At 49.8% G+C, this 24,184-nt stretch carries 18 protein-coding genes; 11 read left to right on the top strand and 7 right to left on the bottom strand.

Annotation, left to right across the window (positions count from 1 at the left end):
- The first annotated feature begins 134 nt into the window (after nucleotides 1–134).
- The 8 genes from ACDE64_RS21460 to ACDE64_RS21425 all read left to right on the top strand — a co-directional run bounded on the left by ACDE64_RS21460 (nucleotide 135) and on the right by ACDE64_RS21425 (nucleotide 9,957).
- Nucleotides 135–1,496 carry a TerD family protein gene (locus tag ACDE64_RS21460; protein WP_411348228.1) on the top strand — a complete coding sequence of 454 codons (1,362 nt, stop codon included), beginning with the start codon at nucleotides 135–137 and terminating at the stop codon, nucleotides 1,494–1,496.
- Nucleotides 1,497–1,918: 422 nt separating this feature from the next.
- A complete protein-coding gene (locus ACDE64_RS21455) occupies nucleotides 1,919–3,127 on the top strand; it encodes an HpcH/HpaI aldolase/citrate lyase family protein (RefSeq protein ID WP_411348227.1) in 1,209 nt (402 codons plus the stop codon).
- Nucleotides 3,128–3,203: 76 nt separating this feature from the next.
- Nucleotides 3,204–4,628, top strand: a complete 1,425-nt coding sequence (locus tag ACDE64_RS21450; RefSeq protein WP_411350365.1) for a phosphoribosyltransferase family protein — start codon at nucleotides 3,204–3,206, stop codon at nucleotides 4,626–4,628.
- Entirely contained in the window at nucleotides 4,615–5,799 is a 1,185-nt protein-coding gene (locus ACDE64_RS21445; RefSeq protein ID WP_411348226.1) for a cysteine protease StiP family protein, read from the top strand. The genes ACDE64_RS21450 and ACDE64_RS21445 overlap by 14 nt, the downstream gene beginning before the upstream one ends.
- Nucleotides 5,799–6,638 carry an HAD family hydrolase gene (locus ACDE64_RS21440; protein ID WP_411348225.1) on the top strand — a complete coding sequence of 280 codons (840 nt, stop codon included), beginning with the start codon at nucleotides 5,799–5,801 and terminating at the stop codon, nucleotides 6,636–6,638. Before ACDE64_RS21445 ends, ACDE64_RS21440 begins: the two co-directional genes overlap by 1 nt.
- Entirely contained in the window at nucleotides 6,625–7,668 is a 1,044-nt protein-coding gene (locus tag ACDE64_RS21435; protein WP_411348224.1) for an ATP-grasp domain-containing protein, read from the top strand. Before ACDE64_RS21440 ends, ACDE64_RS21435 begins: the two co-directional genes overlap by 14 nt.
- Before the next feature lie 214 nt (nucleotides 7,669–7,882).
- Entirely contained in the window at nucleotides 7,883–8,746 is an 864-nt protein-coding gene (locus ACDE64_RS21430) for a hypothetical protein (RefSeq protein WP_411348223.1), read from the top strand.
- Nucleotides 8,747–8,844: 98 nt separating this feature from the next.
- Entirely contained in the window at nucleotides 8,845–9,957 is a 1,113-nt protein-coding gene (locus ACDE64_RS21425; RefSeq protein WP_411348222.1) for a toxic anion resistance protein, read from the top strand.
- Between the two features lie 278 nt (nucleotides 9,958–10,235).
- On the opposite strand, the gene ACDE64_RS21420 is transcribed toward ACDE64_RS21425, so the two are convergent.
- The 3 genes from ACDE64_RS21420 to ACDE64_RS21410 form a co-directional block, all read right to left on the bottom strand.
- Nucleotides 10,236–11,828, bottom strand: coding sequence for an S-layer homology domain-containing protein (locus tag ACDE64_RS21420; RefSeq protein WP_411348221.1), 1,593 nt, complete (start codon nucleotides 11,826–11,828; stop codon nucleotides 10,236–10,238).
- Nucleotides 11,829–11,950: 122 nt separating this feature from the next.
- Nucleotides 11,951–12,667 carry a hypothetical protein gene (locus ACDE64_RS21415; protein WP_411348220.1) on the bottom strand — a complete coding sequence of 239 codons (717 nt, stop codon included), beginning with the start codon at nucleotides 12,665–12,667 and terminating at the stop codon, nucleotides 11,951–11,953.
- Nucleotides 12,664–13,221 (bottom strand): RNA polymerase sigma factor, encoded by a 558-nt coding sequence (locus ACDE64_RS21410; protein WP_411348219.1) that lies wholly within the window; start codon nucleotides 13,219–13,221, stop codon nucleotides 12,664–12,666. The genes ACDE64_RS21415 and ACDE64_RS21410 overlap by 4 nt, the downstream gene beginning before the upstream one ends.
- Before the next feature lie 415 nt (nucleotides 13,222–13,636).
- Here ACDE64_RS21410 and ACDE64_RS21405 point away from each other — a divergent pair, with 415 nt between their 5' ends.
- On the top strand, nucleotides 13,637–17,107 hold the full coding sequence (locus ACDE64_RS21405) for a glycoside hydrolase family 3 C-terminal domain-containing protein (protein ID WP_411348218.1): 3,471 nt from the start codon (nucleotides 13,637–13,639) through the stop codon (nucleotides 17,105–17,107).
- A gap of 221 nt (nucleotides 17,108–17,328) precedes the next feature.
- Here ACDE64_RS21405 and pstB read toward each other — a convergent pair whose 3' ends face one another.
- From pstB to ACDE64_RS21385, 4 genes are all read right to left on the bottom strand, one after another.
- Nucleotides 17,329–18,084, bottom strand: a complete 756-nt coding sequence (gene pstB, locus ACDE64_RS21400; protein ID WP_411346878.1) for a phosphate ABC transporter ATP-binding protein PstB — start codon at nucleotides 18,082–18,084, stop codon at nucleotides 17,329–17,331.
- Between the two features lie 63 nt (nucleotides 18,085–18,147).
- A complete protein-coding gene (gene pstA / locus ACDE64_RS21395) occupies nucleotides 18,148–19,083 on the bottom strand; it encodes a phosphate ABC transporter permease PstA (RefSeq protein WP_411348217.1) in 936 nt (311 codons plus the stop codon).
- On the bottom strand, nucleotides 19,080–20,006 hold the full coding sequence (gene pstC / locus ACDE64_RS21390) for a phosphate ABC transporter permease subunit PstC (RefSeq protein WP_411344086.1): 927 nt from the start codon (nucleotides 20,004–20,006) through the stop codon (nucleotides 19,080–19,082). Before pstC ends, pstA begins: the two co-directional genes overlap by 4 nt.
- Before the next feature lie 197 nt (nucleotides 20,007–20,203).
- Complete coding sequence (locus tag ACDE64_RS21385) at nucleotides 20,204–21,133, bottom strand: phosphate ABC transporter substrate-binding protein (RefSeq protein ID WP_411348216.1); 930 nt, start codon at nucleotides 21,131–21,133, stop codon at nucleotides 20,204–20,206.
- A gap of 246 nt (nucleotides 21,134–21,379) precedes the next feature.
- On the opposite strand from ACDE64_RS21385, the gene dcuS reads away from it, so the two are divergent.
- Together dcuS and ACDE64_RS21375 are read left to right on the top strand one after the other, a co-directional pair.
- Nucleotides 21,380–22,975: a DcuS/MalK family sensor histidine kinase gene (dcuS, locus tag ACDE64_RS21380; RefSeq protein ID WP_411348215.1), complete on the top strand. Its 1,596-nt coding sequence runs from the start codon at nucleotides 21,380–21,382 to the stop codon at nucleotides 22,973–22,975.
- Nucleotides 22,976–23,680 (top strand): response regulator, encoded by a 705-nt coding sequence (locus ACDE64_RS21375; protein WP_411348214.1) that lies wholly within the window; start codon nucleotides 22,976–22,978, stop codon nucleotides 23,678–23,680.
- The last annotated feature ends 504 nt before the right edge of the window (nucleotides 23,681–24,184 follow it).

The following is a 24,184-nucleotide window of genomic DNA, read 5'->3' as shown; positions in this document are numbered from 1 at the left end:
CGCATGAAACCAATGACATACAGGGCACGCTCCTGTATGTCATTTTAACATCAAGGGCATGCTGTATGATCTGCTTGAGGTATCGGTATCATACAGGTTCTAAATTGTCAGCATGTACATCGGGAGGGTGAGCAATGAGCACCAATATCGTCAGAGGGCAAAAAACAGATATCACCAAAGGCAACCCCGGCATGGATCAGTTCCGTGTACTGCTGGGATGGCAAGCACCCGCTGGATTGGAATTGGATACATCGGCGTTTTTGCTGCGTGATAACGGCAAGGTGGACGGCGACGATGATCTGATCTTTTATGGGAATTCGGGCAATTCCTTTATTCGTTATGTTGATCAGGAAAATGGCAGTGACAAGCGCCAGTTTACAATTCAATTGCAGCGTATTCCGCAGCATATACATAAGATTGCGCTGACGCTGACGATCTATAATGCAGATGCGCCGGGGAATAATTTTAGCCGTGTGCAGCAAATGTACATACGAGGGGTAAATGAAGCGGGACAGACGGAATTGTTCCGCTACAATCTGGAAGCAGGCTTTTCCAATGAAACGGCGATCGTGATCGGTGAGCTGTATCGGTATCAGTCAGATTGGAAATTCGCTGCGGTCGGAGCAGGGTACTTTGGCGGGTTGAAGGAATTGTGTGGCAGTTATGGGATCGAGGTGGAGGAACCGTCTGGCTCACAGCAGCCAACACCGACTCCTGCGCCAATTCCATCACCACCGCCGGTTCCGCCCGCACCACCTGTGCGGCAACCGCCGATTCCGTCACCGTCATCTCCGCCTGTGCAGCAGCCACCGGCAACACCAGCGTCGGTTCCACCTGTGCAGCAATCACCGACACCGTTTGCGCCGCTCAATCTGTCCAAGATTGAGTTGAAGAAAAAGGGCGATGTGATCAATTTGCAGAAAAAGCCGGGTGTTGCGCTAGGCGAGCTGTTGATCAACCTGAACTGGAATCGTCAGCAGCAGAAGAAAAGCGGCGGATTGTTCGGATTTGGCGGTAGCAGCGGTGGTAGCAGTCGCGGCACCGATCTTGATCTGGGCTGTCTGTATGAATTGCAGGATGGTAGCAAAGGCGTCGTGCAGGCGCTGGGCAATAGCTTTGGTCGCATTGATGTGCCGCCTTATGTGTCGCTGGATGCGGATGATCGCACTGGCGAACGCAGCAATGGCGAGAACATGCGCATCAACGGTAACCGCATCTCCGATATCAAGCGAGTGCTGGTCTTCTCTTTTATTTATGAAGGGATTAGCCGCTGGACGGAAGCGGATGGGGTTGTCACGATTAATCAGCAGGGCGGACCGGATATTATCGTTCGTCTGGATGAGCCGGACAATCGCCGTACGATGTGTGCGGTCGCGATGATCCGCAATGTAGGAGAGACATTCAGTATTGAGAAGGTTGTACAGTATTTTAGCGGTCATCAGGAAATGGACCTTGCCTTCAACTGGAATATGCGCTGGAAAGCAGGACGAAAATAATCATTGCTCGCAATATGCACAATACGGACATGTTGCGGCGAATGGATCTGCCGATGGAACTCGGCAGCTTGGTTCGCAAGCGTAGCAATGACGATCTGGTCTGCAACGAAAGCTATACGGTATGGAACAAGCAAGCTTTAATCTGACCGGCATACGATATGCCGGATGATGAGAGTCCCTCCTGTGCTGCAATAGGAGGGACTTTGTTTTACTTCTAGCGTTTGCGATTTCCAAACGCGGGGTACAAATCAAAAGTGATTTTTGCTACAGCAAAATATCTTACAATTCAGCGTTTGCGATTTCCAAACGCGAGGTGCAAATCAAAAGTGATTTTTGCTACAGCAAAATATCTTACAATTCAGCGTTTATATTTTACGTACTGCTGATCTTCATATGAGCTGGTTTATAGCGGGAGGGGTATTATGCGTTATTTTAATTATTTATCGCCGGCTGAAGAGCAGGAATTGTTTTATTCGTTGCCTGTACATTATGGCAATGATTCGGATCAGGAGCTACTATCGTATGCGGTCGGAGCGGCGCTGTATTGCCCGGCGACCCGGCAGACGATTGCGGCAGATGTACTATCTGGCAAGCATATGGGGTTGACGACTTGGGTATTCGATCTGGAGGATGCGATTGGCGATCAGCAGGTGGAGACAGCGGAGATGTCGCTGCATCTGCAATTGCAGCAGCTACGGACGGAATTGCAGCACAATCAGGAGATACAGGAACGTTTGCCGCTACTATTTATCCGGGTGCGCAGTGTGGAACAACTGCGGCGCGTATTGCAGCGGATGGATCAATGTATGGAGCTGATTACAGGTATTATGCTGCCGAAGTTTGGGGCAGAGCAGGGACAGCTTTATTTTGAAATGATTGCGGAATACAATGAGCTGGCAGGGGAGTATGCACCGGTGCTGTACGGGCTGCCTATTTTGGAAACAGCCGAAGTGATCTATCGCGAAAGTCGGTTGGGAGCATTGCTCGGTATTAAGCGTGTGCTGGATCAGTACAAGCGATATGTGCTGAATGTGCGCATCGGTGCGACGGATTTCTCCAGTCTGTTCGGACTGCGGCGCAATTCGGATGTGACCATTTATGAGATTGCGCCGATTCGGGATTGTATTGCGGATATTATTAATATTTTTGGGCGGATGGATTCGCCGTATGTGATCTCGGGACCGGTATGGGAGTATTTTGCCAGCGGGGAGCGCGTATTGAAGCCGCAAATTCGGCAGTCGCCATTTGAAGAGGCGCTCGGGGATGACGGGCGCAGATTACGCAACGACTATATTAATCGCCATGTGGACGGTCTGATCCGCGAGGTAATGATGGATAAGGAAAATGGCATGATTGGCAAAACGATCATTCATCCTTCCCATATTCGTTTGGTACAATCGATGTATACGGTCACGCGCGAGGAATACGACGATGCACTCGGCATTATTGAGCGCAACAACGGCGAGCTGGGCGTATTCAAAAGCGGCTATGCTAACAAAATGAATGAAATCAAGCCCCATCTGAACTGGGCGCAAAAAGTAATGGCTAGATCAAAAATATACGGGGTGCTGCATGAACAACAACATTTCATCTCTTTACTCTCAGAACAAGAACGCCGTGTATACGTATAATGTGCTGGAACAGCTGACGGTTACGGTGGAAGTAGAGCAGAATCCATTTCAATTGCCGCTGGAATCGCTGTTTGGCATGGCGGCACGGATTAATCCGAAGCGTTCGTTTTTATTTGTTAGCAAGGTGCTGGGCAAGCATCTCGCAGTTGATCCGTATGTGTCGCTGTTGAGCGGTGCGGCGTTGTCACTGCTGCTGTATCGGGAGTTACATGCAGCACAGGCAAAAGAATATGCAAAGCAATCCGCGAGTGATGAACAAACGCCCGATATCCATGGAACACGTTCCTCTCAGACGGATGTTGAACTTGAATACTCTGAGGATGACGAGACAGTCAATCCTACTACTGACGTGGTAGAGTCTCTGCTGCCGTCCGTATTGCGGGCGCTAACAACCGGAGAAGGTGCAAAAGAAGCGTATGAGCAGTTGATGGATGTACAACTGGAAGCGAAGCAGCCGCTATCGTTTATCGGATTTGCGGAGACGGCGACAGCGCTTGGACATAGTATGTATGCGCCATTTCGCAATGAGGCGACGTATGTGCATACGACTCGGCATCATATTCCTGATCTGACACCGATGATCCAGTTTGAAGAAGAGCATTCCCATGCGGTGGCGCATCGCTGTTATGCACAGCAAGAGGGCATGATCGATGGTACGCAGTCGATTGTACTGGTAGATGATGAGATCACGACTGGTAAAACAACGCTCAATATTATCCGTGCCATTCATGAGCAGTATCCACGGCAAACGTATTATGTCGCTTCGTTGCTGGATTGGCGCAGCGCAGAGCATGTGCAGCGTTATGCCGAACTGGAGCAGGAGCTGAATATTGACATTGTGCCGTTATCGCTAATCAAAGGCAATATTGCGGTGGAAGGACAGGCGGCATTGACTCACCCGCCCTTTATGCTGGAAGAGATCGACGAGCAGGTGCCAGTAGAATGGATCTATCTGGATCATACGTTCCAGCAGCTACATGACCATGCTTCAGTGGATGGATTGGAGCAAGTACATGCGTCGCCATTTGTGAAGCATACAGGGCGCTTTGGCTTGGCGTCGGCGGACAATGAGCGGCTGGATCATAGTATTACGTCGGCAGGTCGTCGTTTGCGAGAGATTCGTAGCGGGGAACGAACGCTCTGTCTCGGTACCGAGGAGTTTATGTATGTACCGATGCGAATCGGTGCCGAGATGGGGGAAGGTGTAAGTTATCATTCCACGACCCGCAGCCCGGTATATCGGACTGAAGCGCCGGATTATGCAATTCATTCGGGATATGTGTTCCATTCGGCGGAAGATCGCAGTGTGAGCAATTATGTGTACAATATTCCGCGGCATGGATATGACGATGTGTTTGTCTTTTTAGAACGGGATGTGCGTTCAGGGCATCTGGATGAATTAATGGATGTACTGCGCACGCGCGGATTCCGGCAGATTCATGTTGTCGTTTGCGGTCCGCAGGTGGAACAAGTGGACGGAAAGGGGAATGTCCATGAGTGAGCGTAATCTGGCTGCGGGTGAAGCAAGGGATGTTTCTTGGGCAGATTGGGCAGAGCCGAAGTTAGCTGCTCCGGCGCGACTGGGCAGCTATGCTCCGGCGGATGTCGTCTTTTTACTGAAGGATCTGAGTGATGTGAATCTGGAACGCGGTACGGAAGAACGGGAAGAAGCGATTCAGACAGGCACGCATTATTCGGAAATGCTACCGCAGGAGTATCAGCCGACAGAGGAATATGTGCAGCTATATCGCGCGGCGCTGGAGCAATCGGCGGAGGAAGTGGCGCTGGCGGCTGGCGTGGTGAGTGAGCTGATTATGCGCAAGCGCGGACGCAAGCTGGTGCTAGTATCGCTGGCGCGTGCGGGTACACCGGTTGGTATTTTGATCAAGCGGTATTTGCAGCAGGTGCATCAGTTGGATGTGCCGCATTATAGTATTTCCATTATTCGCGGCAAAGGCATCGACACCAATGCGCTCAAATATATACTGCAACAGCATGGGACAGAGACGGAGATTCAGTTTGTCGATGGCTGGACGGGCAAAGGGGCGATTCGCCGCGTGCTGGTTGAGTCATGTCGTCAGTTTGCTGAGACATACGGAGTGCAGCTGAATGATGATCTGGCGGTGCTCGCTGACCCTGGACGCTGTTCGGATACGTACGGAACGCGGGCGGATTTCCTCATTCCGAGTGCTTGTCTGAATTCGACTGTTTCAGGATTGATGAGTCGCACGGTGCTGCGTGATGATCTGATTGGAGAAGATGATTTTCATGGATCGAAGTATTATAAGCACTGGCTGGAACAGGATTTGTCCAATGTGTTTGTAGATACGATTAGCGCCTATTTTGAACATGTGGTTTTGCAAGCACAGGCACAGGCGGAGCAGTTGTTGAAGCAGCCGGAGCCAGCGGATTGGCAGGGCATGGAGGATATTCAAGGTATTCAGGAGCAGTACGGCTTGCGCGATATCAATCTGATCAAGCCTGGTGTTGGTGAGACGACACGGGTACTGCTGCGCCGAGTGCCTTGGAAAATTCTGATCAACCGCGAGGACAATCCACATCTGCGTCATATTTTGCTATTGGCGCGTGAGCGCGGGGCAACGGTAGAAGTGAAGCCGGAGATGACGTACGCATGTTGCGGCATTATCAAACCGAGAGAAGGTGACTGCTAATGCTGTTATATGCAAGCGATCTGGATCAGACGCTTATTTACTCTGAACGCTCACGCGGAATGAAGATTGATCCCCGTATTATGATGGTTGCCGAAATGGTGGACGAGCGCATCGTGTCGCATATTTCTATTCAAACGCTCCATAAGTTGAAGGAGATCGCGGCGCAGATTCCATTTGTTCCAGTGACGACGCGCGTATTGGAGCTGTATCATCGGATTCATATTTTCCGCGATGTAGTGGTGCCCGCGTATGCCATTACGAGCAATGGCGGTCATATTCTGATCAACGGCAAGATTGATCAGGAATGGCATCAATACATCATGGACGATGTGCGACAGCAAGCGGCACCTGCGGCGGAAGTTATATCGTTGTTTCACAGCGTGGCACAGCCGGAATGGGTGATCAAGGAGAGCTATTGGGAGGATACGTTCTTCTCGGTGCTGGTCAATCGGGAACAGATGCCGTATGAGCAGGTGATGGCACTGCGTCCGCAGCTGGCACAACTGGGCTGGGATCTGTCGATTCAAGGGCGCAAGGTGTATCTGGTGCCGTTTGCAGTTAGCAAAAATCGGGCGATGCAGCGAGTACGAGAAATGACAGGTGCGACGCATGTGATCGCTTCTGGCGATTCGCTATTGGATCGTGGGCTGCTGGATGCTGCGGATTCCAGTATTGCACCAGCGCATGGCGAGCTGTATCGTGCCCTTCAGAATGGGACGCTGGGCGAGGTATCATTCGGCTTTACCAAGCAGTCGGGCATTCTGGCGGCGGACGAGATTGTGCAATTTGTAGCGGATATTATGGACAGGGAAGGGATTGCCAAGCATGAGTACAGATAACAAAAAGATCCGAATCTGGTTTAACCGCAGCTTTGCGGTGGGATATCATTATATTCAGGCGGTTCGCAACAATGAGGATGGAATGCAGTTTGAGATTTACGGCTCGCATCGCGATCCAGAGCATGTGTCGCTACTGTCCTGCGATTATACAGAAGTGGAACCAGTGTTGACCGGACGAGAGTATGCAGACTTTTGCCTCGACTTTTGCCGTCGTCATCAGATTGAAGTGTTCGTACCGCGCTGGGGGATGCGTTATGTTGTGGCGGCTGCGGAGGAATTTGCACAGCTTGGCGTGAAGCTAGTGTGCTGTACCGAGGCGAAGCTGCTGGACGAGATTGAGGATAAAGGTAACTTCTTCCGCTCGGCGGAGGAGCAGCAATTGATGATCGTGCCGGAATATGAAGTGGTACATACGGCAGATCAATTCAAAGCAGCATATGAACGCATCGCTGCACTGGGATTGCAAGTCTGCTTCAAACCGACGCGGATGGAGGGCGGTGTAGGCTTCCGTATCATCAACAACGACTTTGATCCATTGGAAGAATTGTTCAGTACGGTCAGTGCGAACGTAGCGTTTGATCAGGTGTATCGCACATTGTCAGCGGCGGAGACATTTCCCGAGCTGATGGTGATGGAATTGCTGGAAGGACCGGAATACAGCATCGATTGTCTTGCTTCACCAGAAGGAGAACTGCTGGCAGCGATTCCGCGCCGCAAAGGTGGCGGACGTTCACGACTGCTGGAACAGAATCAGGAGCTGCTGGATATCGCAGCTAAAGTAGCAAGCTATTACCGGATTCCTTATAATTATAATCTACAGTTAATTTATCAGGGTGATACGCCCAAAGCGCTTGAAATCAATCCGCGCATGTCCGGCGGTTTGCATATGTCCTGTTTGACTGGTATCAATTTCCCTTATCTGGCGGTGAAGCTAGCACTTGGATACGAGGTGAATGTGCCGCAGCCGGAATTCGGATTGTTGACCACCTATGTAGAGCAACCGCTCATTATGAGTAAAATAGTGAAATAAGCCGCTTCGTGTGTTGGGTGACCATTGTATACACAAGTAGCTGGATAGTGAAGCTGATGCAGAAGTGGCTCAATATATACGGGTTGAGCAGCTGTAGCCTGATGGTATACGTCATCTGTGACATAAGGCTTATATTACTATCATGGTGCAACCGGTGGACAGGCAGGCACGTAGCATAAGACATGACGAATTTTATATAGGCAGGTGTTTACAGATGAGTACAGCCAAACTGATAGGCAAAACAGTGCTTGGCGGTGGAGTCGGTTATCTGATCGGCTGCATGGTAGGCATATGGACGCCCGGATTTATCGCAATGCTGTTTCCACTCGCAGGTTCTGTTTACGGCGTAATCTGGGCGGCACGCTCGCAAAATCGTCCCGCTGAATTGCCGCCGTCACCGGGACAACCGCCGCTCTCGCAGCCACAGTCGTCCGGTCGACAACGTATACAGAATCAAGGCTCACCGCAGCGCCATCCGTTGCAGGAGCAATACGAGCAAGCTGCAAGACAGCGCGCTGTAGAGCATGAGCAGCAGCGACATGCTCCATTTTCGCCAGATCGCGGCGGTTCTGCGTCCACAGCACCTGGTACAGCAGGGCAGACACAGTCCTCTTCCGCGGCGTCTGCACAGCCAGCGTCAACTTCTGGCTCTAATACTGCGCTGACCGGTCAGCCGAGTGCGGAAGTGTTGCCGATATTTCAGCCGGTGCTAGAATATTTAAGCGTATTAGAGGATATGATTATTTCCGAAGGTCAGAAGAACAATCTGGATAACGAAATCGTGGAAAAAGCCTGTGCGCTATTTTTGCGGTTACAGCGTGTCATTCCGGTACTGTCCGACCTGAACAATGATGATATTAACCACACGATCAAACGGTTGGTGATGAAGGATCTGAACGGCGTCATCAATCCATTTTTGCGTCTGAGCGGGGAAGCCAAAACGAAAAATCGCCGCATTCTACTGGACGGAATCAAAGATGTGAATAACCGTGTCACCCAGATCGTCAAAACGATTGAACATAAAGACCTGTTGGAGCTGCAATCGCGCGCCGAGATATTACACCAGCGGTATTCGTAATCCATTATCGATCATGGCAGCCCAACCAAGTTGTACTACTAAGCGTTACCTAAGCTGTATCCAAGTGTCACCATTAACGGTTTAAAGGAGATGAACCTATGGCAACATCACCGATTTCGTTGAAAAAGGAAGATGAAGAGAAAGTAACCCGTGAAGCGTCCACGATCATTCAGCAAGTGTCCAGAGCGGATAATATGAATCTGGATGTGCTGATGGATGAAGTGGGCAAGCTGGGCATGCAAACGCAGGAGCGTGCCACCCAGACTCTGCAAATGCTAGATCGTCCGGTCAATGATCTTATGTCCGGCAAATCGAAGCATGTCTCCGATCTGATCCTGTCATTGCGCGATGAATGCGAAGCGCTCCAGCAGAGCAAAAATGTCAGTCTGTTCGGCAAGCTATTACGCAAATCCCCACTCAAAAATTACGTCTACAAATATCAATCTGTTAGCAAAAACGTCGATGCGATCGTACAGGGTCTGCGCGACGGTAAAGATACGCTGGAAGAAAATATGATTAGCATGCGTACACTCAAGCGCAATTCCTTGCAGGAAATCTACAATTTGCAATATAAAATCGCAATGGGCGGCGAGCTGAAAACGCTGTTCGAAGCCGAAATTCAAAAGCCGGAAAACGAAACTCGCAAAGTGTATCTGGAGCGCGGACTGCGTAAGGTCGTTACTCGTATCCAATCGATGACCGAAAATATTATGTTGTTCAATCAGGCGATTGCTGCAACGGATATCGTCAACGATACGAATGATAAACTGATTGATTCGGTTAACGATTCCGTATACAAAGCCGCCAATCTGATCAAAATCTCCGCCATGATCGCATTGGCGATTGAAGATCAGACCCGTGTTGCTAATGCGGTCGAGAGTGTCAACCAGACAATTGAGGATCAGTTCAAACGTAACGCTGAGATGCTGAAAACGAACAGCGAACGCTCTGCCGAGCTGCTCAAAAAGCCAACGATGTCGCTGGAATCGGTCAATCAGGCGATCTCCGATCTGATGACTGCGCTGGATACGTCCGAGCGCTCCAACCGCGAGATCATCGTCAGCTGTCAGGATTACACGGCGAAGCTGTCCACGATCAACGATCAGATGACCCGCCGCCTTGGTCTGGAAAAAGCAGAAGCTAATACACCATCGCTGAGCAACAACAATACCACACCAAAACGCGATCCATTGGCTGATCTGCTCAGTTAATGTGCATGAACTTAGCGCGTATGCCGATCATTCATAAATGATCATAGCAAACGCCCCCTTCTATACAATCTATAGAAGGGGGCGTTTTTGTTGTGAGTATATATTCGTTATCGTTCCATCGTTGTTGAGGCTCATCCCATGAAGCGGGCAGTGCGACAGGGGATGAGCAGGATGTTATGTCGAAGGTGGAGTGTACAATAAGAATTTACTCTACAAACAGACTGGCTCTATGAAGATGCAAACGAGAGTGGTTGTCAGAGCGGTTTCCGTGAGTTGTATTAAAAGGCGATGCCACTTGTATTGTTGAAGCTGTTAATTGCGCCGTCTTTGGCAGGTGCGCCAGAGCCGTCACCGTTGGCTGCAAAATGGATGCTGTAGCCGTACGAGGGGCTAGTTTGGAAGCTTTTCAGTTGATCGGCGGTGAAGTAACCCGACAGGTAGGCATAGTCGACCTTCTCCAATTGACCTTGATACGTCCATGCTTTGGCATTGGCTACATCATAACCGAGTGATTTCAGGCGTTGCAGTTCAGCTTGAGCTTCAGTGCTGTTCGGCTCGATCGGGGATCCGCTTTTGAACAGGTCGATTGCTACGAAGTATTTGGCATTTTTTTCGCTGGCATGTTCCTTGATTGCTTGCTCAATATCGTACATGAGCAGGGTTTTGCCATTATCAGCTGGAGCGTAACTGCCAGCAGCAATACCGGTGGAAGTGATGCCGTCGCCTGTAGCACCATTAGTGGAGCCGTTAATAGCGCCGTTTTTGGCATTGACAGCAGAACCGTCGCCATTGTTGGCAAAGTCAAAACTATAGCCATAGTTGGTATCCGCTTTGAATTGTTTCAGTTGAGCAGCTGTCAGGTAGCCCGCCAGATAGGTGTAATTCACTTTTTGTAGATTGCCTTCATACGTCCATGCTGTATTGTAATCGACATTGTAGCCAAGTGCTTTCAGACGTTTGAGTTCGGCTTTGGCTTGAGCACTGTCGCTTTTCAGCGGTGTGCCTTTGGAAAATAGATTGATGGCTACGAAGTATTGGGCGTCTTGATCGGCTGTATGCTCTTCGACTGCTTTTTGCACGCCTTCGGTCAGGAAAAATTTGCCATTAGCTGGTGCGGCATAGCTGCTGGAGGCGTTGTTTCCATTATTGGTAGTCGGTTTCTCGCCGGGCAGTACGTCGATGGTAGTTTCACCGCTGGTTTTGTTCTTTTTCAAATAATCGAGGGCATTGTACATGCTCACGGCTGCATCGGCGCGGTTTATGTCCTGCTTCGGATTGAAATTGCCGTTGCTATCCAGACTGATGATTTTGAAGACGAGTGCCAGCTGTACAGAATCAAGGTAGTTGGCGTCCAGTTTGTCCTTGTCTTTGATATCTTGAGCAACAACGTCAGTCGCTGGCATTTTGCCGACAACCTGCATGGCGGTCATCACATAGTCGATATACTGTTCACGGGTGATTTTGGCATTAGGATCAACCGATTTTGGGATATCCAGACCAGCTTGGTGTGCGTAACCGAACGAAGTGGAGTACCAGGCATCTTCCTTAACTTTCGGGAATAGCTGGGCAAAGCTTTCCAGTGCGTCGGATTGAGGCAATGTGTTCAGCTTGAATGCTTTGACGATCATTTGCAGTGCTTGTGCTTGAGTTAGTGATGCGGCTGGTGCGAAGCTTGTGTCGCTTACACCGTTAATGATCTTTTGCGAATTAAGGGAAGTGATTTTCTGGTGATCTGGTGTGTCTTTGAGATCAGCGAATGCGGCGGCGAATGATGTGCTACCAATAGAGACGGACAGCAGAGAAGCGGTCAGGATTGCGCCAGCGATTTTTTTGCTTTTGTTTGTTTGGTTGCCTTGGTGGTTGGTGTTCATAGGTAGTTCCTCCTCGAAGTTGGGTTTGAAATTGTGATCGTTATTCGATGTTGTAAGGTCGTTCTATCCTAAAAGACGACAATCGTGGTCATCGGTTATTTTATTTGTAAAAGTTTTTTGGATTATTTAACGGGCTGCTGTAAAGCGGAATCATCCGGCTGGGTGAAAATGCCGCTATTCGGCGAAACAGGGGAGCCGTCGCCATTGAATACAAAGTGCAGAGAGTATCCGTAATCCGGGTTGGCGGTAAACTGCTGTAACTGCTCGGCGGTGAAATAACCAGCGATGTACGTTTGATATACTTTCTGCATATCGCCCTGATATGTCCACGATTGCGCATAGCCGACTTTGTAATCAGCTTGCTGCAAACGTTCCACCTCGTCGCGAGCTTCTGTACGATTCACCGCTAGCGGAGAGCCATTGCTATACAGATCAATCGCGACAAAATAAGTTACCTGCTGCCCGGCATGCTCATTCAGCGCTTTGTTGAGATCATTGTCCAACGTGACAATGCCGTTCTGCGGAGATGCCACACTTGGCGATACGCTGGATGATGGAGGCATCGTTGCACTAGTATAACTATCGATCACAGTGCCCGATGCAGTATACATAGAAGGTAACTGCTCACCTATGCTATTGAAAATAAGGATGCAGGCAGCGGCAGTCGCAACTAGCCCAGCAGCAATGCCGCCCCAGCGCTTGCGATACCAAGATGTGGACTTCGTAGTCATGCTGCGACTCGGCGCCTGCATTTGCGCTTCTAATCGCTCTAGCAGCACATCGTCGACTTGTCCAATTGCCTGAAACAGCCGTTCATCCGGTGTGGTATGAATGCTCATAGATGAATTCCCTCCTGAATTAGATATTGTTTCAATTTGCCACGACTGCGGAACAGGCTGGCTTTGATATTATTTTCCTTCACGCCGAATTTGTCAGCGATCTCCGACAGTGGCATGCTGTACCAGTAGCGGGCGAGAAATAGATTGCATTCGCGTTCTGGCAAGGTGTGCATAAACTGATTGATCGTACGGGCGAGATCCTGATCCAGAATCGCCTGTTCCACATCGTTGTTTGCCGGTATGCACTGGATCAGTTCTTCCAGCAAAGGCAGCATTTCTCCACCTCGTTTTTTGGCTTTTTTGGCTTTGTATTTATCCAAGGACAGGTTGCGTACGATACGTCCGACGAAAAAGGATAGCTTGCTTGGTCGCTGTGGCGGAATCGCGTTCCATGTGCGTAGCCACGTATCGTTCACACACTCCTCAGCTTCGCCGTTATCATGCAAAATATTATAAGAAATAGAATAGCAATATCGTCCATACTGGCGCGACGATTCTTCAATCGCCGATTCATGCCGATTCCAGTACAGGTCTACAATATCGTCATCGTTCAACAGAATACCCCTCTCTATAGCGACAGTCTCTTTATCCATACAGACGACAAACAGCGGCGCTGGTTATGTGATGTGCAGAAAAATAATTGCTGACCGTTACTTAGCCAGCGAAAGATCATTTATTTCGTATAGACAGCCGCTCAGCGACGTATCATTGTTGCGATATCGTCGAATGGATACGGTCTATTTTGACAATTCTGATGTTATCTTCCTATCACTAATTATTACGCTAATTATGAACTGAGCATTCTTGTTGTAAGTGCTTTCTTTTGAAAAATGATTGCTTTACCATTATCCGTAAAGCCTGTGTTCTCTTAAATGATAAGTGTACGTACAGGCAAGATGCAGAGGAACTGCTGCTTCACTATAGAAAACCCATACTTATTTTATTATAAATCGAAAGGGATGGAATATTATGACAGAAAATAATCATTACCCGTTTCAGGATCATACGCTGGATCAGGATAACCGGGTGCACGATCTGATCTCTCGTCTGACTGCGGAGGAAAAAATTGAATCCATGCTTCAACATCAACCGGCAGTAGAACGACTGGGCATTGGCGCGTACAAGCATGGAACCGAAGCAGCGCATGGCATCTCGTGGCTGGGCGAAGCGACCTTTTTCCCGCAGCCGGTTGGGCTTGCTTGCACATGGGATGCGGAGCTGCTGAAGCGTGTCGGTAATGTGATCTCGGATGAGGCGCGCGTGATGTACAAGCGCAATCCGATCGTTAACGGGCTGACGCTGTGGGCGCCAACGGTCGATATGGAGCGTGATCCGCGCTGGGGACGCAACGAGGAAGCATATGGGGAAGATCCGAAGCTGACCGGCGAGCTAACCAGTCATCTTATTCAGGGCATTCAGGGAAATCATCCTACATATTTGAAAGCGGTTGCGACGTTAAAGCACTTTCTCGGTAATAACAATGAGGTAGATCGCGGCACTGGTTCATCCAGCATCGATCCGCGTAATATGCGGGAATATTATCTAAAAGCATTTGAACAGCCGTTTATCGAGGGTGGCGCGCAGTCGATGATGACGTCGTACAATTCGATCAACGGTACGCCAGCGATTTTGCATCCACTTGTACATGAAGTAGTGAAGGGCGAGTGGAAGATGGACGGTTTTATCGTCAGCGATGCGGGCGATATGATGGGCATTATGCGGGATCATGAATATTACGATTCCCATACACCGGGTGTTGCTGAGTCGATTCGAGCAGGCATCGACAGCATTACCGATGATGCCGAATTGTCCAAAGCAGCGCTAGTCGAAGCGCTGGAACAGGGATTGTTGAGCTGGGAAGATATTGATCGTGCGCTGTTCAACACATTCCGTGTTCGGTTCCGGCTGGGCGAATTTGATCCGGCAGAACTCAATCCGTATGCAGCGATCGGCGAAGAATCCATGATGACAGCAGCGGCAAAACAAGTGTCCGCCGAAGCTGCACGCAAATCGGTTGTTTTGCTGAAAAATGAGCATGGTACTTTGCCGCTACCGAAGGAAACGACGGGCAGTATAGCGGTGATCGGCGAGCTGGGCAATGTCGTGTATCGGGATTGGTATTCTGGCACACTGCCTTATGCGGTCACAGCGCTGGAAGCGATTCGCAACAACGTGGCAGGTGATGTGCACTATAGCGATGGCAATGATCTCGTTACCTTTCATTCGGAAGATGGACTGTTGTTAAGCGTAAGACCAGCAGCTTCTGCTGCTACGAATGAGCCGGAAGTAGTGCAACTACCGGAAATCGGAGTGATCGACAGCGTAACAGAATCAGCAGCAGAGTCGGTATCTGTAGAAACTGGTACGTATCGCGTAGCATTTGAACCCTTTGCGGAAAAGGATCGTAGCTCTAACAGCGATGCTGCAAGGATTGACAGTAGCAACGAGGAGACAACGCCAAATACAGCATTGGATGCTACTGACCGTCTGGTAGCGGATCGGGCTGCTGGTGATCACTCGGAAGACCGCGAGTTTATTACGAGTACTTCGTCCGCCAGTGAACAAGAGGATGTGCAGCACACCGATGCAGATATTGTACCGGATGCGTATTTGTTTAACATTTCCGATTGGGGATATGGCAGTTATACGATTCGCTCGCAAGCTACAGGTATGTATCTGGCGGCAGATGATGAGCAGCAGCGGATTGCGGTGGCAGGCGATGAGATTTACGGCTGGTTTGCCAAAGAAGTGCTGCATCTGGAACAGCAGTCAGATGAACATGTCAGTATTCGCACGTGGAACAATCTGGAGCTGTATCATCATGCAGAGGATGATAGCTTGAGCATTGCGCAGGGAGAAGGCGTATATCCGCCCGTACGAGCAGATTGGCAACGTTCAGCAATTGAGCGGCGCGGGGTGTCTTCGTTTGGCGGTCCGGCAGATGCAATTGCCCATGACAAGGACGTATCCGCTATTGCAACAGAAGCTGAATCTGCTGCGGTTCGACAATCTACTTTTACCAAAACGGTCATTACTGACGGTACGCAGCAGGCGGTGAAGCTAGCAGCCGAAGCGGAAACGGCAATCGTATTTGTCGGCAATCATCCGCTAATCAATGGAAAAGAGGAAGTGGATCGTCCGGGGTTAGAGCTGGCAGACGCACAATTGAAGTTGATTCAGGAAGTGTACGCTGTAAATCCGAACACCGTTGTCGTCGTAGTCGGCAGCTATCCATTTGCTATGGAATGGGTGCAGGAGCATATTCCAGCGATTCTATATCTGTCCCATGCTGGACCGGAACTGGGCAATGCTGTAGCGGATGTATTGTACGGCGATTATGCGCCTGCTGGTCGACTCAATATGACATGGTATCGCTCGGCGCAGCAGCTTGGCGATCTGCGGGACTACGATATTATTCGCTCGGAAAAGACCTACCAGTATTTTGCCGGAGAGGTACTGTATCCGTTCGGGCATGGATTGACGTATTCGCCAATTGTATACAGTGAGTTGGAGCCGGACGCTGCGGACAAGGAAGTGCATGAGCAGATTGCGTTGTCGATCAAAGTGCATAATACCGGGACAGTGGATACGGATGAAGTCGTACAACTGTATAGCCGGATGTCCTCAGAATCGCGTGTGAAGCGTCCGCTGCGTACCTTACAAGCATTCCGCCGTATTCATCTGCCGGCGGGAGCCGAGGAAGTGGTAACGTTCCATATACCAGTGCAGCAGTTGGCATTCTGGGATGTCACACGCAATCGGTATTGTGTAGAAGATGGCGTATACACATTTATGACAGGTCGTTCGTCAGCAGATATTCGCTTGGAAACGGAAGTGATCATCCACGGCGAAATCATCCCACCGCAACAGCTGCATAATGGTGTACATGCCGAAAATTACGACGACTACCGCCATGTTCATCTGGTCGAATCGAAAGAAGGCGGTACAGCAGTGGAAGCACTGGCAGATGGCGCATGGATCTTGTTCGGTGATGTGGCGCTGGAAGCAGACCGTTATACATGGGAGGCGCGCGTAGCGCAGACAGGGCAGGGCGGCATGATTGAAGTTCATCTCGATTATTATGATGGCCCTTTACTAGGAACGGCTACGCTGTCTACTGAAGCCGGGGAGCAAAACTGGCAAGATGTACGTGTTACACTGGATATTGCACAAGCGGCAAACGACGCTGCTAACGTCTATACAAATGACATCAACGCAAACGACATTACAGATAGTAATCGTATACATGGAAACAATGCGGATCAAGCTAACGCGAATCAAGTTCAAGTGGACGGTTCGCAGGCTGTATCTGCAACAAAAGAGGTATCCAATGTATACACTCAAAACGATCCGCAGCAGCGGCGCGACATCTATCTGGTATTCAATCAAGGAACACGTATTAGCAACTTCCGATTGTATCCATCCCATGATGATGTGTAATATGTCAGTCTAAATCAGTGATCAGATGTTGGAAATGAAAACGAAAAAGTAGCCCTGCCATTGCAAGGGCTACTTTTTTTTTGCTGATGAAGATTAACAATTTGAACAGCCATTTTCTACAGAGTAAGTTAAAGAACGATTGCTGTACAAAATAACTTTTGACCAATCTCACTAATTTTCAAAATAAGCGTGGCGAATGTGGCGAGCGAAAAAAAGACGCTTCATCCGAAGCGTCCCATAATATATTCCTGTGTTGATGTTTTCTCAGGGTTAGTGAAAATCTGATCCGTCTCACCATGCTCCACCAATGTGCCAAGGTAGAAGTACGCCGTGTAATCCGACACACGCGCCGCTTGCTGCATGTTATGCGTCACGATAACGATGCGCAGATCGCTTTTCAGCTCGGTGATCAGTTCCTCGATCTTGCCAGTCGATACTGGATCAAGGGCGGAAGCTGGTTCATCCAGCAGCAGAATCTGCGGATTGACGGACAAAGCGCGAGCGATACAGAGACGCTGCTGTTGACCACCGGACAGGGAGAGAGCAGATTCTTTCAACCGATCTTTGACCTCGTCCCACAGTGCAGCTTTACGCAGACTATTTTCGACGATCTCATCCAGCTGTTTGCGTCCTTTGATCCCATAGTAACGCGGACCGAAGGCGATATTTTCATAAATGGATTTGTAAAATGGATTCGGGCGCTGCCACACCATGCCGATGCGCTGACGCAGCTTGATCACATCTGTCTCCGATGCGGTCAGATCGATGCCGTCCATCCAAATATGCCCGGTGGAACGCGCCCCAGCGATCTCATCGTTCATACGGTTGAGTGAACGCAGGAAGGTCGATTTGCCACAGCCGGACGGACCGATGAGGGCAGTTACGCTTTTAGCAGGGAAGCCCATGCTGATATTTTTAATGGCTTGGAATGTGCCATAGTAGATGCTCAAATCTTCGGTACTAAAAGGCATTGGCATTGCCATAGAAAGGTTCCTCCTTGAGTGAATCACGGTAATGAGAAAAGGTCATTCAATCAAACATTAGTTCATTCGTTTGGACGCGGTCATGTAGCGGTATAGTGTACGTCCGCCCCAGCGTGCCAGCAGGTTGAAGATCAGCACCATGATGACGAGTACTGCGGAAGCGCCGGCAGCGATTTGCAGAGCATCCGGTGCCAGACCTTCACTGTTAACTTTCCAAATATGCGTTGCCAGTGTCTCTGCCGGACGCAGTGGGTTCAGCGGAGAACGCGGATGCAGCGGATTCCAATCGGAAAAGTTCAGTGGCGGCGTGGTCATACCGGACGTGAACAGCAATGCAGCTGCTTCACCGAAGACGCGACCTGCTGCCAGAATCGTACCCGTCACGAGCGATGGAATCGCAACCGGCAGCATGATGGACGTGATGATTTTCCATTTGGATAATCCGAGTGCCAGACCGGCTTCTTTTTGCTCACGCGGAACGCCAGTGAATGCCTGCTCGGTAATCCGTACCATGAGCGGCAGGTTGAAAATGGTCAATGCCAGCGCACCCGCCAACAGCGAGAAGCCCAGACCGAGTGTGTTGACGAAGACGAGCAAGCCGAACAGACCGATAACGATCGACGGGAAGGAGGATAATACTTCCACAACGAGACGGATAAAGCTGGTGATTTTACCCGGTTTGGCGTATTCCGCCATATAGATGCCGCCGCCCAGACCGAGCGGGATGGTGATGATCATAGTCAGAATCAGCAGATAGAGCGAGTTGAACAGTGGTGGTCCGATGCCGCCGCCTTCGCGAATTGTTTGCGGCTTGGACGTCAGGAAGTCCCAGCTAATATGACCGAGTCCACGGAACATGATGAAGCCGAGCAGAGCAATGAGAATACCGACGATAGACAGGGCAAGCACGATAATGACAACCGTGGCGACTTTGTCTGCGGTTCGGGCGCGCTTTCTTGCTTTGGCGCGCAATGTGTTAGTTGAGGTTATCATATCCGGTTTCTCCTTTCAAGCAGGCGGATGATCATGATGAAGATGAAGGTCATCAGCATCAGTACGAACGCCATACTCCACAATGCATTATTTTGAATGGAACCCATCGCTGTGTTACCCATACCCAGCGTGATGACACTAGTCAGCGTTGAAGCGGATTCCAGCAGGGATGTCGGGATAAATGGAGCATTACCGATAACCATCTGTACGGCGAGTGCTTCACCGAAGGCGCGTGCCATACCGAGTACAATACCGGTCAACAGTGCGGGCAATACGGTAGGCAATACAACGCGATAGATCGTTTGCCAGCGAGTGGCACCAAGCGCATACGAAGCTTCACGTTGTCCACGTTGCAGGTTGGCGAGCGCATCCGCCGCTACACTGGTAATCGTCGGCAAAATCATAATCGACAGCACGAGTGCACCGGCGCCTACGCCGATCCCTTGCCCGCCCACATGGTCACGCAGAAACGGTACGATCAGCGTCAGACCGATGAATCCGTACACGACAGACGGAATACCGGACAGTAGCTCAATCGCCGGTTGCAGAATACGTTTACCGAATGTCGGCACGATCTCGGTCATAAATAGCGCAGCTGCGATACTAAGCGGGCTAGCGATCAGCGCTGCCAGCAGCGTTACGAGAAAGGAACCGGTAATCGCAGGCAATGCACCAAATGAGGGCGGCGAGGAATCCGGCGCCCAGTGCGTACCAAAGAAGAAGTCAGACATCGCAACGCCATTCACGGCAAAGGTAGCAATGCCCTTGGATGTAACAAAGTAAACAATCGATACGATCGTCGCGATCAGAAACACGACACATATAGATGTATAAATGCGACCAATCCAGTCTTCCAGACGGTGTTTTTCCAGCGGCAATCTGCGGCGCTGCGCTTCTCTCGGAGAAACCTTGGAGTGCTCCATAAATAAAAACCTCTTTTCTTCAGGCGTTAAAAATCAACATGTCAGCATATTCTTGATGAAGCTCTATGTCACACCGGGGAGGATGTGATGGAATGTACAATCTGTATCAAAACGTGAAAAGAGAGGCGGAGTTCCGCCTCTTGTAGCAGCGGTCCAGATGACAGCATGCTCTTTTCAAACGCTATATTGAGGTATGATTATTTTTGAGTGACTTTACCTTCAGCATCGCGAGTGACTTGCATGCCGGAGATTGGGATGTAGCCCAGCTCAGTTACATCGCTTTGTTGCACGTCGTCGCTCAGCATGTAGTCTAAGAATGCTTTGGTGGAAGCATCCGGCTCACCTTTAGTGTACATGTGCTCGTAAGCCCAGATTGGATATTTACCAGCTTCTACATTTTCAACTGTTGGCTCAACGCCGTCATAGCTCAGTTCAGCTACGCTATCATCCAAGTAGGACAGTGCCAGATAACCGATTGCGCCAGGTGTTTCGGCGATCAGCTTTTTCACTGTACCCGAGGAATCCTGTTGGATCGAACCTGCTGGATCTTCGGTTTTTTGACCGAGTGCATATTTCTCGAATGTAGCACGTGTACCGGAGCTGCTAGGACGGTTGATGATTACGATCTTTTGATCCGCACCGCCAACATCTTTCCAGTTTGTTACTTTGCCTGTGAAGATATCAACCAGCTGTTGTTTGGTCAGGCTTGTTACATTCGCATCTTTGTTGGCAACAGTTGCCATGGCTACAACGGCTACTTGATGGTCAACCAGTCCAGTTGCTTTGTCCGCATCCAGCTTCTCTTCGGCGAACACGTCGGAGTTACCGATCGTTGCTTGACCTTCGGACACTTGTGTCAGACCAGTACCGCTACCGCCACCTTGTACTTGAACGGCAACATTTGCATATTTTGAGTCTGCCATAAACTTTTGAGCGACTTGATCAACCAGTGGTTGCAGTGCTGTGGAACCTACAGCCAGAATGGAACCGCTCAGATCGGCGGATTCGCCGGAACCTGCATCCGTTGATCCAGACCCTGTAGTTGTGCCGCTGTTCGACGATCCGCAGGCAGCAAGCACAAGGACCATAGTCAGCGTAAGAAGCATGATTGGCAGTTTTTTAAACATTGGTAAAGTCTCCTCCCCCTAATTAAAGGCGCAATACTTGTATGTGTTTGTTGGTTACAAAACTTATTCTAGGTTCGCAGTGTTAGCTTTGAGTCTGAGTTTTGTAAACTCTGTATTAAAATTTTGCAAAAGTGTTTATGCAATGTAAGATAAAATTCGGGTTTCTTCTTTATAGTAAATTGTCGTTGTATTTGCCGTATGAACGGTATAGTATGCAAAAAAAGTGCAATGTTCGAGGTGAGTAGGATGAAGAGAAGCAGGCGTTTCCGTTTACAAATGACGATTACGCTGCTGGTCTGTCTCGTCGTGGCAGTCGTGCTGCTGAGCGTCTATCTGATGTTCAGCATCGAAGTGTCCGGTCATACGCGGCAGGCGGTAGAGCAGCGAGCGCTGGCGATTGCCCGCACGGTCGCGTATACACCGCTTGTACAGGATGCGCTGGATGGGCAAGGCGACAGAGCAGCAGTACAGACATATGCGGAGCAGGTACGCACTAGCAACGATGTGGAATTTGTCGTTGTGATGAATATGCAAGGGCTGCGGCTATCGCACCCTGATCCGGCGCAGATCGGCAAGCATTTTCGTGGTGGGGATGAAGTGGATGCACTGCATGGCGAAGAAACAGTATCCATCGCTGACGGCTCGCTCGGACGCTCGATTCGTGCCTTTGAGCCGATACGCGATGCCGCCGGGCAGCAAGTAGGTGCGGTGGCGGTCGGTGTGTCTATCGGCAGTCTAACAACGGCGATCAATGAAAATAAATGGATACTCTACTGGGGCATTCTGCTGGGCGGTTGTCTGGGCACGGCTGGTGCGATTCTGCTAGCACGTAAAATCAAAAAGCTGATGTTTGGCATGGAACCGGAGCAGATCGCTCGTCTGCTGGAGGAGCGCAGCGCTATGCTGCAATCGGCAAAAGAAGGCATTTTATCCGTAGACCGTCAATCGGTCATCACGCTGACCAATGCAGAGGCATATCGTCTGCTGGGTGGCGGCGGTGGGCGTGAGGACAATGAACGGCGATTTCGCGAATTTCTGCGGCAATTGCAAATGGATAAGGTGCTAGGCGGCGAACCGCTCAAAGATGTGGAGATTGAGATCAACGGGTATACGCTACTCGTCAATGTGGAGCCAGTGATGGTGGGCGGTCAGACGGAGGGAGCGATTGCGACCTTCCGCGATATGACCGAGATCAGTATGTTAATGAAGCGTCTGTCCGGTATTTCGTTATATGCCGAAGCGCTGCGAGCGCAGACGCATGAGTTTATGAATCGGCTGCATATTATGATGGGACTGCTGCATATGAAGCAGTACGAGCGGCTGGAAGATTACCTAAAAAGCATTGTGCCAAGTATGCAGCTGGAAGCAGGCAATGTGCTACAACAGGTCAAAGACCCGGTCGTGGCAGGCTTCCTGATCGGCAAGCTTAGCCGCGCGCGCGAGCTAGGCGTACGAATGCAGTTGCGGGACGACGGTGTGCTACTAGAAGCTGCCGATCCGCAAGTAGCGCATGAGCTGGTGACGATTGTCGGGAATCTGCTGGAAAATGCGCTGGAGGCATCGCGTCAAGCTGAGGAACCAGCAATTCTGCTTGCTTTTGATTATAGAGACGGCATACTGGAGATAACGGTAAGCGACACCGGGCAAGGGATCGAACCGGAGGTAGCAGCACGAATGTATGAGCAGGGCTACTCTACCAAAGGGCAGGATCGCGGTGTCGGTCTGTATCTCGTTCGTCGTAGTCTGGGAACATTGGGCGGCAGCATTGAGGTTGTTCGTCCAGCCAGTGGCGGTACACAGTTTACGATTCATATTCCTTATTCTATAAAGCGTGGTGATTAAATGATCCATGTATTGATCGTGGAAGACGACCCGATGGTAGCGGAAATGAACAAATTTTATCTAGGTCAGGTGGAAGGATTTCAATTTAGCGGCTGGGCGGCGTCCGCTTCGCAAGCGCTGGAATTGTTGGAGAGGCAGTCGTTTGAGCTGGTGCTGCTGGACATTTACATGAAAGAACAAAACGGTCTGGAGCTGCTATCGGACATCCGGCGCGCCAATATCGGGATTGATGTGATCATCATCTCGGCGGCGAGTGACAAGGAAAGTATCCGCTACGCCCTGCAAAATGGAGCGGTCGATTATTTGATCAAGCCGTTTGAATTTGAACGTTTTCGTTCAGCGCTGTCGGCGTATCGAGAGCGGTATTCGCTGCTATACAACAATAGCAATATGGCACAGGCAGAGCTGGACATGTTGACTCAGCCCGGCAGTCAGCCGGATCGTGCAGTGTTGAGTAAGGGCTTCACTCGTACGACGCTGCGTATGATCTGGGAAGCGATTCAGTCGCATCAAGGTCCGTCCTTTTCCAGTGAAGAGATTGCCAGTGTAACGGGCTTGTCTCGCGTATCGGTGGGCAAATATCTAATTGCGCTGGAAGAACTGAAAGTATTGGAGCTGGAAACGACGTACGGCACTATTGGCAGACCGGTGAAAAAGTATCATATCGTGCCAGGCAGTGAGACGATTGTTGGGAGATACATCTAGTCGGTCGTATATAGGTCAGTTTGTACTCAGCGTTGATTGTTGTTCAGCAAGTGGTCAAGACGATCATTATGGAGAGAATGGACGATATGCTGAACTGACATCGATATTCGGACATAGGCAAACTATCTAGTTCGGTAATAGCTGTATCTCATACAGCTGATTCATCTGTTTTTCACACTTCAAAAAGCATGGTTTCTATCATCCATAGAAACCGTGCTTTTTGCGTTCGATCCAGCATGTACCGGCTATCAAATCCTGAAAACTATACTAACAAAACTGAAAACGTACGAAAAACAGAGCGAAAAGAATCGCGCTCACCCTGAATTTTATCTAAATATGCAAGCGCTTACTTTAAAAAGTTTAAAAACAACACTCATTAATTAGAAAAATGGTGAAGCGCTTACAGCAGGATTAAGATGAACATGTAAACGACAAACCCAAACAAATAGAGAGACGTGTACTACACGAAGGAGGTACAAAAGTTATGGAAAAGTCAATTCAGCA

Origin of the sequence: Paenibacillus sp. WLX2291, assembly GCF_046603665.1 — a bacterium.
In the GTDB taxonomy this organism is placed as follows: domain Bacteria; phylum Bacillota; class Bacilli; order Paenibacillales; family Paenibacillaceae; genus Saccharibacillus.
The sequence above is the reverse complement of the archived record's forward strand: the minus strand, read 5'-3'. Positions and strand labels throughout refer to the sequence as shown.